Raw genomic sequence first — 15,548 nt, 5'->3', positions numbered from 1 at the left:
TCTCCGGTGAAGCTTCGCTCCCTCAACATCGCCCCGCGCGCCCTGGTCGCCTTTGGCTTCTTCGCCTTGCTGGTGAGCGGCTTCGGCCTGTTTTCCCTCGGCCAGAGCCGCGTCATCAAGGAGGGCGAAGAGCAGATCGTCGGCAACGTGATTCCCAGCGTACGCACCATCGGCGAGATCCGCGCCGACCTGCTGACCGTGCGGATGTATAACCAGGGGCTGATGCTGGCCACCTCGAACGCCGAAACCCAGGCGGTGCACAGGAACCTCGACGAGGCCAGGGTCATCCTGGAAAAGCATGTGCGCCAGTTCGAGACGCTGCTGGTCACCGACAAGGGCCGTGAAGTCTACGCCCGGCTGACGAGCCAGCTGGCCACCTACCTGAACAACCAGAGCCGTTATCTCAAGGCACTGGACGACCAGAACGATGCCGAGTTGCTCAAGCTCACCGGGCAGGATGGCGAAATGGCGCGCAGCGGTAACGCACTGGGCGCGACCGTCAACGAGCTCGCCGGCCTGGTCGATGGCAAGGTCACCCGCCTCGCGGCAGCGTCCATGGACAGCTACCGCACCGCCATCGGCATCACCGTGGCGGCGATGCTGGCGGCCCTGGCCGGTACCCTGTTGCTGGCCTGGCGCTTCACCCGCAGCCTCACCGGGCCACTGGCCAAGGCGCTGGCGGTGGCCGAGCGCATCGCCGCCAACGATCTCAGCCGGCCGATAGAGCAGGACGGTCGCGACGAGCCCGGTCGCCTGCTGGCCGCCATGGCCCGGATGCAGGACAACCTGCGCGCTACCCTGGAGCGGCTGAATCTGTCCTCCACCACCCTGGCCGCCACCTCCGAAGAGATGTCGACGGTGACCGAGGTGGGGCTGCGCGGCATCCAGCGACAGAACGATGAATTGGCCCAGGCTGCCACGGCGGTCAACCAGATGACCGCGGCGGTAGAGGAGGTGGCACGCAATGCCGCCGCTGCCAGCGCCGCCGCCCAGGATTCCCGGACCTCCGCCGACGTCGGTCAGCGGCGTGTCGAGGAGACCCTGCAGACCATCCAGGCGTTGCACGCCGCGGTCACCAGCAGCGGCGCCGAGATCGACGGCCTGGCCGGCCAGGTGCAGCGCATCAGTGGCGTGCTCGACGTCATCCGTGGCATCGCCGAACAGACCAACCTGCTGGCGCTCAACGCCGCCATCGAAGCCGCGCGTGCCGGCGAGGCGGGTCGCGGTTTCGCCGTGGTCGCCGACGAGGTACGGGCCCTGGCGGCGCGCACCCAGCAGTCCACTGGCGAGATCGAAGACATGATCGGCGCTATCCAGGGCGGGGCGGGCAAGGCGGTGAGCGCCATGGCGACCAGCAACCAACAGGCCGGCGCCTGCCTGGAGGTGGCGGCCGCGGCTGGCGAAGCCCTGGGCGAGATCGGGCGCAACATCGTGCAGATCACCGAGCGCAACCTGAGCATCTCCGCCGCCACCGAGGAGCAGGCCCAGGTGGCGCGCGAGGTGGATCGCAATCTCACCAGCATCCGCGATCTTTCCACCCAGAACGCCGCCGGAGCCGGGCAGACCGCCGCCGCCAGCAACGACCTGGCCCGCCTGGCCGGGGATCTGCACGGCACGGTGCGGCAATTCCACCTCTGAGCCGAGTCCGGGAGGCCGCGGCTTCCCGGGTCGAATCAACTGCGCGGTGCGCTCAGGGCACCAGGGCCAGGGCGGTGCGCAGGTCGATCACCAGGACATCCAGGTAGCCGCCCTGCAGGGCGCCGCGGATGGCATTGACCTTACGCAGGCCTCCGGCGAGGCCGACCACGCGGTCGATCTCGAGCAGTTGCGGCAGGTCCACCGACACCACGGTTTCCTCGCTCTCGTCCAGCACCGGGCGGCCCTGGGCGTCGAAGTACCTCAGGCAGATGTCACCCACCGCGCCACGGGCGGCGAGCACTTCCAGCATGGCTTCGCCGTGGTAGTTGCCGCTGTTGCGCAGCAGCTGCGAAGGCTCCAGTTCGCCGATGCCGACCAGGGCCACGGTGAGCCGGGCGAAGCGTTCGGTGACTTCGCGGACCTCGTCCAGCTGCAGGATGCGTTGGCGACTCTCTGGAGACTGCTCGATGCTCTGGGAAGGCAGCAGATAGGCTGGGCAGCCGAGCAGGTTAGCCAGTTGCTGGGTCAGCAGGGTGGCCTCGAAGGCGCCCTTGTTGCCGACCCCGCCGAGCAGTTGCACCACTTCGGTCGCGCCCTGGCGACTGCTGCCGCGATGCATGTGGCCGACCATGGCGCGGATGGTAGAACTCCAGGAGGAGATGCCGATGTGGTCCTGCTCGGTGACGCTGGTTTCCAGGTAATGGGCGGCGGCCGAGCCGATGGCCTGCTTGATGGCCTCTTCGTCGTCACCGGTGGGCTCCACCACGATGGCCTGACGAATACCGTAGCGCTGCTGCAGCTGGCGCTCCAGCTCCAGATGGAAGTTGCGCGGTCGCTGCACCGAGATACGCACTATGCCTTCCTTGAGCGCCCGGCTCAGGGCGCGGCTGACGAAGGACTGCGACAGGTCGAGCTGTTCGGAGATCTGCGACTGCTTGAGTCCTTCTTCGTAGTAGAGGGAGGCGATCTTGGTCAGCAGGCGTTGTTCTTCGAGGTTACTCATCCAGATTCCCGGTACCAGCGGCTAGGTTGCGCCCAGGTTCGCCGGGCCGGCCTGGCCATGGCGAGCTGCCGAGAAGCAGGCACTTACCTGTTAGAAGGGCGCATTTTCTCGCTATTTTCCCTCAGCCTCTCGTTGGACGCCAAGGCTTTTGCGGGCTGAACGCCCAGGGGGCGCTCAGGACATGATCAGGCCACCATCCACATTGATCGCCTGGCCGGTGATGTAGGCCGCGTCCGCCGACGCGAGGAAGGCCACCAGGCCGGCGACGTCGGCAGGGGTGCCGGCGCGCTTCAGGGGAATGTTGCCGACCCACTCGGCCATCAGCTCGCCCTGGCCGTAGCCTTTCTCGGGGGTGGAGAGGATCTCGCCCCAGACGCGGTCGTTGTAGTCCCACATCTCGCTTTCGATGATGCCGGGGCAGAAGGCGTTGACCGTGATGCCGTGACGCGCCAGTTCGTGGGCCAGGCTCTGGGTGATGCCGATGACGCCCATCTTGCTCGCCGCGTAATGGGGCGTGTAGATGAAGCCCTGGCGACCCTGGCCGGAGCTGGTGTTGATCAGGCGTCCACCCCGGCCGGCCGCCACCATGCGCTTGGCCGCCTCGCGACAGCACAGCCAGACGCCGGTGGTGTTGACTTGGAGGATGCGGTCGAAGTCCGCTCGCGGCATGCGATCGAAGGTATCGATGGTAATGATGCCGGCGTTCTGCACCGAGACATCGACGCGGCCGAAGCGCGCCTCGGCCTGGGCATAGAGGTCGGCCACCGCCGCCTCGTCGGTGATGTCCACCACCAGCGGCAGCACCTCGGCGCCGGTGGCGGTGGCCAGGCGCGCCGCGGTGTCATGCACCCGCTCGGCGTTGGAGACCAGTACCAGGTTGGCGCCCTCGCGCCCGAAGCGCTCGGCGATCCCCTCGCCGATGCCGCGGCAGCCGCCGGTGATGACTACGGTTTGACCTGCGAAGCGACGTTCCACGTGAAACCTCCTAGGGCTATAGGCCACGATCTCGCGAGCTAGAGCCAAACAAGGCGCAACGACCAACGGGAGTAACAGCCAACGGCTGGCCCGAAGGGTGAGCGCCAGCGAATCAAAGACCTGAGGAAGCGGATCGGACCCGCGCTCGGGTTTACGCGTGGTAAATGAGCATTCCGACGGGGCTGGCCTTCCAGGGTCGTTTCAACGCCGTTTGGCCGACGCGCAGCAGATCGTGAAAGGTGTTACCAGCAGACGAAGCCGCCATCGACGATGAGATCCACCCCGGTACAGAAGGAGGCGGCCGGGCTGCAGAGGAAGATCGCCGGGCCGACCATCTCTTCCACCTCGGCCATGCGGCCCAGCGGGGTGGTCTGCTCGAAGATCTTCACCTGGTCGGCCACCTCCGGACGGGTGTTCATGGGGGTGGCGGTGTAGCCGGGGCTGATGCAGTTGACCCGGATGCCGCGCTCGGCCCACTCCATCGCCAGGCTCTTGGTCAGGTGGATGACCCCGGCCTTGGAGGTGTTGTAGTGGGCCTGCAAGAGACCGCGGTTGACGATGCTGCCGGACATGGAGGCGATGTTGACGATGGCGCCGCGCCCGCGTGGCAGCATGACCCTTGCCTGGGCCTGGCAGCTGAGCATCACCCCGGTGAGGTTGATGTCGAGCATGCGCTGCCAGCGCTCCAATTCCAGCTCCTCGGCGGGTTGGGCGTTGGCGATGCCGGCGCTGTTGACCGCCAGGCTCAGCGGGCCGAGTTCGGCCTCGGTACGGACCACGGCGGCGGCCAGGTCGGCGGCACTGGTCACCGAGCCTTCCAGGGCCAGGGCACGACGGCCGTGGGCCTGGATACGCTCGACGGTACCGGCCAGATCGCGGCTCCCGGGCAGGTCGAAGCAGGCCACGTTGGCGCCGGCCTCGGCGAGCCCGACGGCGATGGCCTGGCCGATGCCGCTGCCGGCACCGGTGACGAAGGCGGTCTGGCCGCCGAGATCGAAGAGACGCATGAGAGAACTCCTAGTCAGGCGGTAGCCAATTCCATCACGGCCACCGGGGTGGCCTGTTCACGTTCGAGAATGCCCATCTGTTGGCCACGGCTCATCACCATGACCCGATGCGACAGGCCGAGGACCTCGTCGAGATCCGAGCTGACCACGATCACCGCCATGCCGGTGGCCGCCAGTTCGGCGATCACCTGGTAGATGGCGGCGCGGGCGCCGACGTCGATGCCGCGGGTGGGCTCGTCGAGGATGAAGACCTTGGGATTGCGCGCCAGCCACTTGGCGATGATCACCTTCTGCTGGTTGCCACCCGAGAGGGCGGCGATGGCCTGTTCCGGCTGCCCCTTCACGCCCAGGCGCGCGACCGCCTTGCGGGCGAAGGCACGCAGGCCGCCGGGGGAGACCCAGCCGCCGGCGGCGAGCAGGTCGGTGTTGCCATAGATGAGGTTTTCCTCGATGGCGTGGTCGACCACCACGCCCTGCTGCTTGCGATCCTCGGGGACCAGCACGATGCCGGCGTGGATGGCGTCGTAGGGACTGGCGAAGCGACAGGCCTGGCCCTCCAGCACCAGTTCGCCGGTGACCTGCTCGGCGGCACCGGCGATGGCGCGGACCAGCTCGGTACGCCCCGCGCCAACCACCCCGGCCACGCCGAACACTTCGCCCGCGCGCACGCTGAAGTCGATGTCCTTGAGCGGCATCTCGCGACAGTTGAGGCCCCGGACCCTGAGCACCTCGCGGGCGGCGGGGGCGGCCATGGCCGGGAAGATGCGTTCCACGCTGCGGCCGACCATCTCTTCCACCAGTTGCCGCACCGGTACCTGGGCGGTGGCGTGCAGGGCGATCTGGCGGCCGTCGCGCAGCACCAGCACCCGGTCGGCGATCCGCGCGATCTCTTCCAGGCGATGGCTGATGTAGATGAAGGAGACGCCCTCGGCCTTGAGTCGCTCGACCTGGGCGAACAGCAATTCGGTTTCTTCCCCGCCGAGGGCCGCGGTGGGCTCGTCGAGGATCAGGAGGCGCGCCTTGAGGGTGAGCGCCTTGGCGATCTCCACCAGTTGCTGAGCGGCCACGCTCAGGCCCGCCACGGTGCGCGTGGCGGGCACCTTCAGCCCCAGACGATCCAACTGGCGCTGGGCCTCGGTTTCCATGAAGGTGCGATCGATGCGGCCGCCGCGCATGGGCAGGCGGCCGACGAACATGTTCTCGGCGATGGTCAGCTCCGGCAGCAGGCGGATTTCCTGGTGGATCAGGCCGATGCCCGCCGCCAGGGCGGCGCCGGGGGAAGCCGGGGCGTAGTCCTGGCCCAGCCAGGTCATGCGACCCCCCGCCTCGGGCGGCACCAGGCCGGCGATGATGGAGGACAGGGTGGACTTGCCGGCACCGTTCTCGCCGAGCAGGGCCAGGACCTCACCGGGCTGGATGTCGACGTCCACCCCGCTCAGTACCTCGATGCCGGCGTATTTCTTGCCGATGTTTCTCAGGCTGAGGGCGGCGGGCTGTTCCAGGGGCATGACGGCGGACATTGGGGCCTCCGAGGGGGGAGCAGAAGCGGTGCCTGCGCTCGGGAGGCACCGAAGGCGTGGTGGACGCGGCGGGCACTACTCGCCGCTAGCCAGTCGGACCTTTACGGATGGTTCTCGATGAAGGGGGCGACATTGTCCTTGGTGGTCAGGATCGCCTCCTGTAGCTGCTCCTTGGGCAGTTGCTTGCCTTCCTTGAGCGCCACCGCCGATTCCAGCGCCAGGCGGCCCATCTTGCGGGTCTGCTGGGTCATGGTGGCGGACAGGGTGCCGGCAGCCACGGCCTTGAGGCCGGCCACGTCGCCGTCGAAGCCGACGATGGTCACCGGATGATCGAGGTTGGCCACCTTGACCGCCTGGGCGGCGCCCAGGGCCATGGCGTCGGCACGGCCGAAGAAGACAGTGATGTTGGGATCGCGCTGGAGCATGTCCTGGGCCACGGCGAAGCCCTTGTCCTGGGCCCATTCGGCGGGCTGTTGGGCGACCACCTTCAGCTCGGGAAAGGTGGCCAGGCCTTCGGCGAAGCCCTTGGCGCGGTCGTTCTCCGGGGTGGTGCCGATCTGGCCCTGGAGGATGGCAACGCGACCCTTGCCGCCGGTGACCTTGCCGACGTACTCGGCCAGGGTGCGGGCGGCGGCGACGCTGTCGCTGGCGATGAAGGTGTCGCCGGGGGCGTCAGGGGCGTTGCGGTCCACCGCCACCACCGGGATGCCGGCGGCCTTGGCCGCCTTGACCGGGACACCGGCGGCGGTGGCGCCGGCCGGGATGTAGATCAGGGCGTCGACCTGGCGGGTGATGAGGTCCTGGATCTGGTTGACCTGGGTCGCCGAGTTGCCCTGGGCGTCCACGGTGATCACCTTGATGCCCTTGGCCTTGCCCTCGGCCTCGACGGCCTGCTTGATCTGGTTGAAGAAGTCGGCCTGCAGGTTGGCCACGGCCAGGCCTACGGTCATTTCCTTGGCCTGGACCGAGACCGAACCGGCGCAGGTGATGGCGGCGAGCAGGGTACCGAGCAACAGCTTCTTGGGGGTCAGCATGGAAATCACTCCGTTGTTATTGTTGTACTGCGGTGTCTACGCGAAGCGGGTCGAACTCAGCGCTGCCCGTTACGGCGGCGCAGGGTATCCAGGGTGACGGCCAGGGCGATGACGATGCCGATGATCACCTGCTGCACGAAGGGAGAGACCCCCAGCAGGTTCAGGCCGTTGCGCAGCACACCGATGATGAGCACGCCCACCAGGGTGCCGCCGACGCTGCCGACGCCCCCACTGAGGCTGGCGCCGCCGATCACCACCGCGGCGATGGCATCCAGCTCCAGGGACAGGCCGGCGCTGGGCTGGGACGAGTCCAGGCGCGCCGCCATGGCCACCGCGGCGAGGCCTGCCAGGGCGCCGCTCAGGGCGTAGATCCAGATCGTGAGGGTGCGCACCTTGATGCCCGACAGCCGCGCCACCTCGGCGCTGCCGCCCATGGCGTAGAGATTGCGGCCACCCGCGCGAAAGCGCAGGAAGACCCAGGCCACCAACAGCATCAACAGGAAGAGTCCGACGGTAACGGATAGAAAGCCGAAGTGGCGCACCGTGGCCAGGCTGGTGAACCAGTCCGGGAAGCCGACGATCTGGCGCCCGTCGGTAAGGATGTTGGCCAGGCCCCGGGCCACCGACATCATGGTCAGGGTGGCGATGAAGGCGGGTAGCCGCGCCCGGGCGATGAGCAATCCCGAGACCAGGCCGCAGACCAGGCCGCCGAGGATGGCGGCCGGAATCGCCAGCCCCAGGGACCAGCCGATGTCCTGGTAGAGCCAACCCAGCAGCATCATGGAGAAAGCCAGCACCGAGCCCACCGAAAGGTCGATGCCACCGATGACGATGACCAGGGTCATGCCGATGGCGAGGATGCCGAGCACGGTCACCTGGTCGAGGATGTTGAGGGCGTTGCGGACGGAGAAGAAGTACTCCGAGGCAAAGGAGAACACGGCGATCAACAGCGCCAGGCCAATCAGCGGGCCGCCGACGTTACGCGGTAGGCGCAAGGCCAGGCGAGTGAGGGGCTTGGCGGGTGGCGAGGCGGTCGGGGCTTTGGCGTCCACGAGCTTCTCCTGCGGTTATTGTTCTTGTGTGCGGCCCGCTTGAATATTTATGCGTGCCTGATTTTTAATTCAGACTCCGCCTGTTCCGAATGGAAGTCAAGCGCCTTTTCGCTACGTCCTCTGGAAGGAGATGCGCTCGGCAATCCCTTTGCCAGCCGCCCATCCTACCCGCTCGATCAGCCGAAAGAGGTCTGTCGATGGCTATTGACGACCTCCCGGAATGGGGTCTAAATGATAAATATATTTTCAGTGACGAATAAATATTCATAAGACGCCCACTGAAACCTCGGCAGGCGTCTGCTCCATCGCAGCTTCGGATAACCCGAGGGGGTCGCCTGATGAATCCGTTCCAGTACGACGTCGCGCAGATTCGCGAGAAGGCCCGGCTGATCCGCCGGCGCGTCATCCAGCTCAACGCCGCTTCGCCTGCGGGCGGCCACACCGGGGCCGATCTGTCGGAGACCGACATCCTCGCCACCCTCTACTTCCGCCTGCTCGACGTCGCCCCGCAACGCCTCGCCGATCCCCAGCGCGACATCTACATCCAGAGCAAGGGCCACGGCGTCGGCGGACTCTACTGCTGCCTGGCGGAAGCCGGCTACTTTCCGCCGGAATGGCTCGACACCTACCAGCACTTCGACTCCCACCTGCCGGGCCATCCGGTGCGGCAGAAGACCCCCGGCATCGAACTCAACACCGGCGCCCTCGGCCACGGCCTGCCCGTGGCCACCGGCATCGCCCTGGCCGCCCAGCGTGATGGCAGCCCGCGCCGCGTCTATGTGCTGACCGGCGACGGCGAGCTGGGCGAAGGCTCCAACTGGGAGTCGGCCCTCACCGCCGCCAAGTACCGACTGGACAACCTCACGGTGATCGTCGACCACAACCGCCTGCAGCTGGCTGGCCTCACCGCCGAGATCCTGCCGCTGGAACCCCTGGCCGAGAAGTGGCGCGCCTTCGGCTTCCATGTCGTCGAGTGCGATGGCAACGACGTCGCCCAGCTGGTAGAGACTCTGGAGGCGCTACGCGAACACCGTGGCCAGCCCCAGGTGCTGATCGCCAACACCGTGAAAGGCAAGGGGGTTTCCTTCATCGAGGGCAAACCCGAATGGCACCACCGGGTGCCCAAGGGCGACGAGATCGCCGCTGCGCTGGAGGAGCTCGACCATGGCCACTGATACCCAGACCCCGGGCGAAGCCCATCTCGCCAGCGTCATGGTCGAGGCCTTCATCGCCGCGGTGGACGCCGGCGTCGACCTGGTGCCGGTGGTCAGCGACTCCACCTCCACGGCCAAGATCGGCCCCTTCGTCAAACGCTTCCCCGAGCGCCTGGTCAACGTCGGCATCGCCGAACAGACCCTGGTCGGGGTGGCCGCCGGCCTGGGCCTCGCTGGCAAGGTGGCGGTGACCTGCAACGCCGCGCCCTTCCTGATCTCCCGGGCCAACGAGCAGGTCAAGGTGGACGTCTGCTACAACAGGTCCAACGTCAAGATGTTCGGTCTCAATGCCGGCGCCAGCTACGGTCCCCTGGCCAGCACCCACCACAGCCTGGACGACATCGCCGTGATGCGCGGCTTCGGCCATGTGGAAATCTACGCGCCGGCCGATGGCAGCGAATGCCGGCAGATCGTCGAGCACGCCCTGGCCCATGACGGCCCGGTCTATGTCCGCCTCGACGGCAAGGCGCTGCCCGACTTGCACGGCCCCGACTACCGCTTCGTCCCTGGCCAGGTCGATGTGCTGCGCCAGGGTCACGACGTCAGCCTGGTGGCCCTGGGGTCGGTGGTCCACGAGGCCGTCGACGCCGCCCGGTTGCTGGCCGAGCAGGGCATCAGCGCCCAGGTGATCAACCTGTCGTCGATCCGTCCGCTGCAGCGCGAGGCCCTGCTGGAAGCCCTCTGCGCCGCCCGCGGTGGAGTGGTCACGGTGGAAGAGCACAATGCCAACGGCGGCCTGGGCAGCCTGGTCGCCGAGGTCATGGCCGAGGCTGCCCTGGGCGTGCCGCTGATTCGCCTGGGCATTGCCGACGGCGAGTATGCGTCCGCCGGGGCCCGCGGGCCGACCCGCGCCAAGCACGGCATCGATGCCGCTGGTATCGTCGCCGCGGTACAGCGGCTGCGCTGAGCCGCAAGCGCAGGACTACAAGAACAACAGGAGCTGCCATGGCCGCCGAACCGCTGATCCTCGCCCTCGACGAGGGCACCACCAATGCCAAGGCGATCCTGGTGGATCGCGCCGGCCGCGTCGTGGCCCGTGGTTCCCGGCCGCTCAGCGTCCAGCATCCGCAGGCGGGTTATGCCGAGCAGGACCCCCTGGCGATCTGGCAGGCCCTGCAGGGCGCCATCGGCGACTGCCTGGCCCTGGTGGATGCGCCCCTGGCGGCCATCGCCATCAGCAACCAGCGTGAATCCGCCCTGGCCTGGGAGCGCAGCAGCGGCCAGTTGCTCGGTCCGCTGGTGAGCTGGCAGTGCAAGAGATCCCAGCCGCAGTGCGAGGCCCTGCATGCCGCCGGCCACGGCGAGCTGATCCGCGAGCGCAGCGGCCTGGCGCTGGACCCGATGTTCTCCGCCGGGAAATGGCGCTGGCTGCTCGACCACATTCCCAACGGTACGGCCCGTGCCGCGGCTGGCGAGATCTGCCTGGGCACCGTGGACAGCTGGCTGCTCTGGCAGCTCAGCGGCGGCGCCCATTTCCTCATCGATGCGGCCAATGCCGCCCGTACCCAGCTGCTCGACCTGCGCGGTGGCGCCTGGGACGAGCAACTGCTCAAGCTGTTCGACATTCCCCGCGCGGCGCTGCCGGAGATCCGGCCCAGCGCCGGCTGCTTCGGCGAGACGCGTGCCCAGGGCGCCTTGCCGGGCGGTCTGCCGATCCTGGCCATGCTCGGCGACTCCCACGCGGCCCTGTTCGGCCAGGGCGGTTTCGTCCCGGGCAAGGTCAAGGCCACCCTGGGCACCGGCTCTTCGCTGATGACCCCCATCGCCGCGCCGGTGGTGTCCGCCCACGGCCTGGCCACCACCCTGGCCTGGCGTCTGGGTGATACCCCGACCTATGCCCTGGAAGGCAACATCGTCCACACCGGCGCCGCCGTGGGCTGGACGGCGCGGCTGCTGGGCGACGCTGGCGAGCTGGAGGCCCTGGCCGCCGAGGCCGCGGCGCTGCCGGACAACGGTGGCGTCTACTTCGTCCCGGCGCTGGGCGGTCTCGGGGCGCCGCACTGGCGGGCCGAGGCGCGTGGACTGTTCTGCGGTCTCACCGAGAGCTGCGGCCGGGCGCACCTGATGCGAGCGGCGCTGGAGGCCATCGCCTACCAGATTCGCGATGTCTTCGACGCCATGCAGCAGGACAGCCCGACGCCCCTGGACGAGCTCTGGGTGGACGGTGGCGCCACGCGCAACGAATGGTTGCTGCAGTTCCAGGCCGATCTGCTCCAGCGCCCGGTGATCTGCAGCCTGTCGCCGGAGGTTTCGGCCCTGGGCGCCGCCCACCTGGCCGGCCATGCGCTGGGTTGGTGGCAGGACGCGGCGGCCCTGGCCGATCTCGACCGCCCTCGGCGCCGCTACGAGCCGCGTGCCAAGGCCATGCCCGAGCTGTACGCCGGCTGGCGCCAGGCGCTGGCGCGGACGCTGCTGTAAACAAGGCGCAACGGTCTTTAGCGCGACCGCTGATGCGTAACCCAATCGCGGCCATGGGCCGCTCCTACAGTGCATTCCCGTTTCTGTAGGAGCGGCCGCATCGGCGGACCGCCATGGCCGCGATTCCGCCGGGCTCCGCACCGTAGCGTGGAAAGCGGCGTAGCCTTTTCCACGGGGAGTTCGCCGCGAGGGTTTCCCTCACCCCAGCCCTCTCTCGGAGGGAGAGGGGGCGCTTCGAGCGGATGTTCGTCTTCAGCCCTGTAGCGTGGAAAACGGCGCAGCCTTTTCCACCGGGACATCGAGGCAAGAGACTCCCTCTCCCCAACCCTCTCCTAGGGGGAGAGGGGGCTGTCTGTGCGGGCGTTGATCGCCATCAGCCCAAGCAAGATCGCAATCAACCGGCGTGCCGCCTGGCTCAGGTCGGCAGGGTCATGAAGATCTGGGTGCCCTGGCTCGGGCGGGACACCACGCCGATGCGGCCGCCGTGCTGGCGGATGATTTCCTTGCAGAGTGCCAGGCCCAGGCCGGCGCCGCCCTTCTGGCTGCCGATCTGCACGAAAGGCTCGAACACCCGGCCCTGCTGGGCATAGGCGATGCCTTCGCCGTTGTCCTGCACCGCCATCAGCAGCTGGTCGTTCTGACGCAGTGCCTGGATGACGATACGGCCCCCCGCCGGGGTGTGGCGCAGGGCGTTGCTCAGCAGGTTGTCGAACACCCGTCCGAGTTGCCTGGGGTCCAGGCTGACCCGCGGCAGCGGGGTGTGCAGCAACTCCACCGTCAACTCGACCTCGCGCTCGCGGGCCTCGTCGGCATGGCGGGCGCGGGCCTCTTCGAGCAGGTCGCCGATCTCGATCGGCAGCTTTTCCGGGCGCTGCAGACCGCTCTGGTGACGGGAATAGTCCAGCAGGTCGTTGATCAGCTGCACCAGGCGATGGGTTTCCTCGTCCACCGTCTGCAGCAGATAGGCCTCGCGGGACTCGGGCGCCACCTTGAGTCTTTCGCGCAACAGCCCGAAGGCCATGTGCATGCCGGTGACCGGGGTGCGCAGCTCATGGGAGGCGCGCAGGACGAATTCGTTGCGTACCCGGTCGAAGGCGCGCTGTTCGGTGACGTCGCGCAGCACCATCAACGCACCGACGCTGCGGCCATCGGCGTGGTTGACCGGGGTCAGACTCCAGGCCAGCAGCCGCACCTCGTCGTCGACGCGGATCTCCAGGTCTTCGGGCGCCGCATTCAGGGCGCCGCCGGCGAGCACGCGCTGCAGGCTCGCCTCGATCTCCGGGCGTTCCAGGGCCGCGATCAGGGATTCGCCCAGGTGATTCTCGTTCCAGCCGAGCTGGCGACAGGCCACCGGGTTGGCGTGTTCGATATTGCCCTGGGGATCGAGGATCACCAGGCCATAGTCGATGCTGTCGAGCACTGCCTGCAGGCGTCGCTGACCGGCCACCAGGGCTTCGACGTTGGTCTGGCTGAGACGGTGCAGGGCCTGGGCCATGTTGCCGAAGCGCCGACTGAGCAGGGTGAACTCGGCGATCTGCGAAGTGGGCAGCTGGACGTCGAAGTTGCCCTGGCTGATGCGTTCGGCGGCCTTGGCCAGGCCGTCGATGGGGCCGGTGAAGCGCTTGGCGATGCCGTTGGCGGTCACCACCCCGGTGACCAGGATGGCCACGCCGATCAGCGCCAGCAGCAGGGCGATGATCACCGCCCGGTCGTGGGCTTCGTCCTGCATGCGCTCCAGGGTGACCACGTAGCTGCGCTGCAGATCGTAGATGCGGGTGCGCAGCGCGTTGAGGGTCTCCTGGAAACCCCGGTCGGCACGCAACTCGCCATAGCTCGTGGGCGGTGAGCGCAGATAGTTGGCGAAGCGCTGGTAGCGCTGCTTGACGTCCTCCAGGATGACGCGCTGCTCGGGTTTGCGCATCTGGCCTTCGACCAGCTGCAGGTACCGTTCGAAGCGCTGCTGGGCCGCCATCAGCGACTGGGGATCGGGCGCCCCGTCGAGCATCTGGAACAGGCTGTTGCTCAGTTCCTGGCGCATGTTCAGCGTCAGGTTGATGAAGTCCAGGTTGCTGCGCGTCTGCACGCTCTGCTCGCGGGCCAGGTGCAGGACGCTCACCAGTCCCACCAATAGTCCGATAAGGGCCACGGCGATGAGGGCGGAAATACTGAGGAACAGGCGGGTGTGCAGCTTGATCGGCAGTTTCATAGCCCGTACTGCTTGCGTTTCCGATACAGCGTGGAGGCATCGATGCCCAGGGTCTTGGCGGCCTGGTCGAGGGTTTCGCTGGTGGCCATCACCGCGGCGATGTGGGCGCGTTCCAGGGCCTCCAGGCTCAGCGCCTCGCCGACCCGCGGCGCGCTGGCAGCACCGTTGGGGGTCGGACCGTCGCCCAGGCCCAGGTGGTTGACGTCCACCAGGTCCTGGCCGCAGATGATGCTGGCCCGCTCGATGACGTTGCGCAGCTCACGCACGTTGCCCGGCCAGCCGTAGCTGCGCAGGGCTTCCAGCGCCGCCTCGCTGAAGCCGTGGGCGGGACGGTTGTAGTCCTTGACGAAGCGGGCGAGGAAGCGCTCGGCCAGGTCGACGATGTCTTCCTTGCGCTCGCGCAGTGGCGGCAGGGTGAGCACTATGACGTTGAGGCGGTAGAGCAGGTCTTCGCGGAATTCGTTTTCCGCCACCATCTGCTCCAGGTTGCGATTGGTGGCGGCGAGGATGCGCACGTCGGCGCGGCGGGTCACCGGATCGCCGACGCGCTCGTATTCCTTGTCCTGGATGAAGCGCAGCAGCTTGGGCTGCAGGGCCAGGGGAAAGTCGCCGATCTCGTCGAGGAAGAGGGTGCCGCCGTCGGCCTGGCTGACCCGGCCCAGGGTGCTCTCGCTGGCGCCGGTGAAGGCACCGCGGGTATGGCCGAACATTTCGCTTTCCATCAGGTCCGCGGACAGCGACGGGCAGTTGATGGTGACGAAGGTCTTCTTGGCGCGGCGGCTCCAGGCATGGATGGCGCGGGCCAGTTCGCCCTTGCCGGAACCGGATTCGCCAAGGATCAGTACGTTGGCGTCGGTGGTGGCGACCTGCCGCGCGGTCTCGAGGATGCTCATCATCGCCGGGCTACGCGAGTCGAGGCCGGCGCTGGACTTGCGCACCTCGCCTTCGAGGGCCTCCAGGCGCGCCGAGAGCTGGCGGAATTCCAGCTGCTTGGCCGCGGCCATGCGCAGTTGGTCCGGGCTGCAGGGTTTCACCAGGTAGTCGGCGGCCCCGGCCTGCATGGCATCCACGGCGGTGTCGATGGCCGAGTGGGCGGTGACGATCACCACCCGCATCCAGGGTGCCTGGATGCGCATCTGCTGGAGCACGTCCAGGCCATTGTCCGCGCCCAGGCGCAAGTCGAGGAAGCAGAGGTCGTAGACCTGCCGCAGCAACAGGGCTTCGGCCTGGGCGGCGCTGTTGGCGGTGGCGACGCTGTAGCCGGCGTCCTCCAGGCAGAAGCGGAAGGTACGCAGGATGGCGGCTTCGTCGTCCACGAGCAGGATGCGACCGCTGGTTTGTTCCATGACGGGAAAGACTCCGGGCCCGCAGGCCGACACGCGCGAAAGGACAGAGCTGGCAGTTAGTCCATGATACATCGTGCAAGTTGCAATCCGTAGGACCGGTGGAGATCGAGAGCGCACGCTAGGAGCGGTCGTGCA

12 protein-coding genes and 1 pseudogene are annotated in these 15,548 nt (G+C 67.8%); 5 read left to right on the top strand and 8 right to left on the bottom strand.

The features are described 5' to 3' along the window. Positions 1-6 precede the first annotated feature (6 nt). Together RND78_RS28210 and RND78_RS28205 are read left to right on the top strand one after the other, a co-directional pair. A pseudogene (locus RND78_RS28210) lies at positions 7-783 on the top strand (MCP four helix bundle domain-containing protein); the annotation flags it as partial. Then, complete coding sequence (locus RND78_RS28205) at positions 766-1,638, top strand: methyl-accepting chemotaxis protein (protein ID WP_409457030.1); 873 nt, start codon at positions 766-768, stop codon at positions 1,636-1,638. The pseudogene RND78_RS28210 and the gene RND78_RS28205, both read left to right, overlap by 18 nt. Positions 1,639-1,690: 52 nt before the next feature. Here the strand turns inward: RND78_RS28205 and RND78_RS08535 are convergent, their stop codons facing one another. The 6 genes from RND78_RS08535 to RND78_RS08510 all read right to left on the bottom strand — a co-directional run bounded on the left by RND78_RS08535 (position 1,691) and on the right by RND78_RS08510 (position 8,229). Then, a complete protein-coding gene (locus RND78_RS08535) occupies positions 1,691-2,641 on the bottom strand; it encodes a sugar-binding transcriptional regulator (protein ID WP_312727729.1) in 951 nt (316 codons plus the stop codon). 174 nt (positions 2,642-2,815) lie between these two features. Further along, on the bottom strand, positions 2,816-3,616 hold the full coding sequence (locus tag RND78_RS08530; protein ID WP_312727726.1) for an SDR family oxidoreductase: 801 nt from the start codon (positions 3,614-3,616) through the stop codon (positions 2,816-2,818). Positions 3,617-3,858: 242 nt separating this feature from the next. Further along, positions 3,859-4,623, bottom strand: coding sequence for an SDR family oxidoreductase (locus tag RND78_RS08525; RefSeq protein ID WP_312727723.1), 765 nt, complete (start codon positions 4,621-4,623; stop codon positions 3,859-3,861). A 14-nt stretch (positions 4,624-4,637) separates the two neighbouring features. Then, on the bottom strand, positions 4,638-6,143 hold the full coding sequence (locus tag RND78_RS08520) for a sugar ABC transporter ATP-binding protein (RefSeq protein WP_312727721.1): 1,506 nt from the start codon (positions 6,141-6,143) through the stop codon (positions 4,638-4,640). Positions 6,144-6,244: 101 nt separating this feature from the next. Beyond that, complete coding sequence (locus tag RND78_RS08515) at positions 6,245-7,177, bottom strand: sugar ABC transporter substrate-binding protein (protein ID WP_312727719.1); 933 nt, start codon at positions 7,175-7,177, stop codon at positions 6,245-6,247. A gap of 56 nt (positions 7,178-7,233) precedes the next feature. After that, on the bottom strand, positions 7,234-8,229 hold the full coding sequence (locus RND78_RS08510) for an ABC transporter permease (RefSeq protein ID WP_409457027.1): 996 nt from the start codon (positions 8,227-8,229) through the stop codon (positions 7,234-7,236). Positions 8,230-8,567: 338 nt separating this feature from the next. Between RND78_RS08510 and RND78_RS08505 the strand changes: the two genes are divergently transcribed. Genes RND78_RS08505 through RND78_RS08495 form a run of 3 tightly spaced genes read left to right on the top strand, consistent with a single transcriptional unit; the run spans position 8,568 to position 11,861 of the window. Next, positions 8,568-9,404 (top strand): transketolase, encoded by an 837-nt coding sequence (locus RND78_RS08505; protein ID WP_312727717.1) that lies wholly within the window; start codon positions 8,568-8,570, stop codon positions 9,402-9,404. Then, the gene (locus RND78_RS08500) at positions 9,394-10,350 is read left to right on the top strand and encodes a transketolase C-terminal domain-containing protein (RefSeq protein ID WP_312727714.1); all 957 of its coding nucleotides are present in this window, start codon (positions 9,394-9,396) and stop codon (positions 10,348-10,350) included. Before RND78_RS08505 ends, RND78_RS08500 begins: the two co-directional genes overlap by 11 nt. Positions 10,351-10,388: 38 nt before the next feature. After that, entirely contained in the window at positions 10,389-11,861 is a 1,473-nt protein-coding gene (locus tag RND78_RS08495; protein WP_312727711.1) for an FGGY-family carbohydrate kinase, read from the top strand. 415 nt (positions 11,862-12,276) lie between these two features. Here RND78_RS08495 and RND78_RS08490 read toward each other — a convergent pair whose 3' ends face one another. Next, positions 12,277-14,067, bottom strand: a complete 1,791-nt coding sequence (locus RND78_RS08490) for an ATP-binding protein (protein ID WP_312727709.1) — start codon at positions 14,065-14,067, stop codon at positions 12,277-12,279. Then, complete coding sequence (algB, locus tag RND78_RS08485) at positions 14,064-15,413, bottom strand: sigma-54-dependent response regulator transcription factor AlgB (RefSeq protein ID WP_312727707.1); 1,350 nt, start codon at positions 15,411-15,413, stop codon at positions 14,064-14,066. Before algB ends, RND78_RS08490 begins: the two co-directional genes overlap by 4 nt. Between the last annotated feature and the right edge of the window lie 135 nt (positions 15,414-15,548).

This window comes from Pseudomonas oryzihabitans (assembly GCF_032027545.1).
Lineage (GTDB): Bacteria > Pseudomonadota > Gammaproteobacteria > Pseudomonadales > Pseudomonadaceae > Chryseomonas > Chryseomonas oryzihabitans_F.
This window is presented reverse-complemented; position numbering and strand designations above follow the sequence as displayed.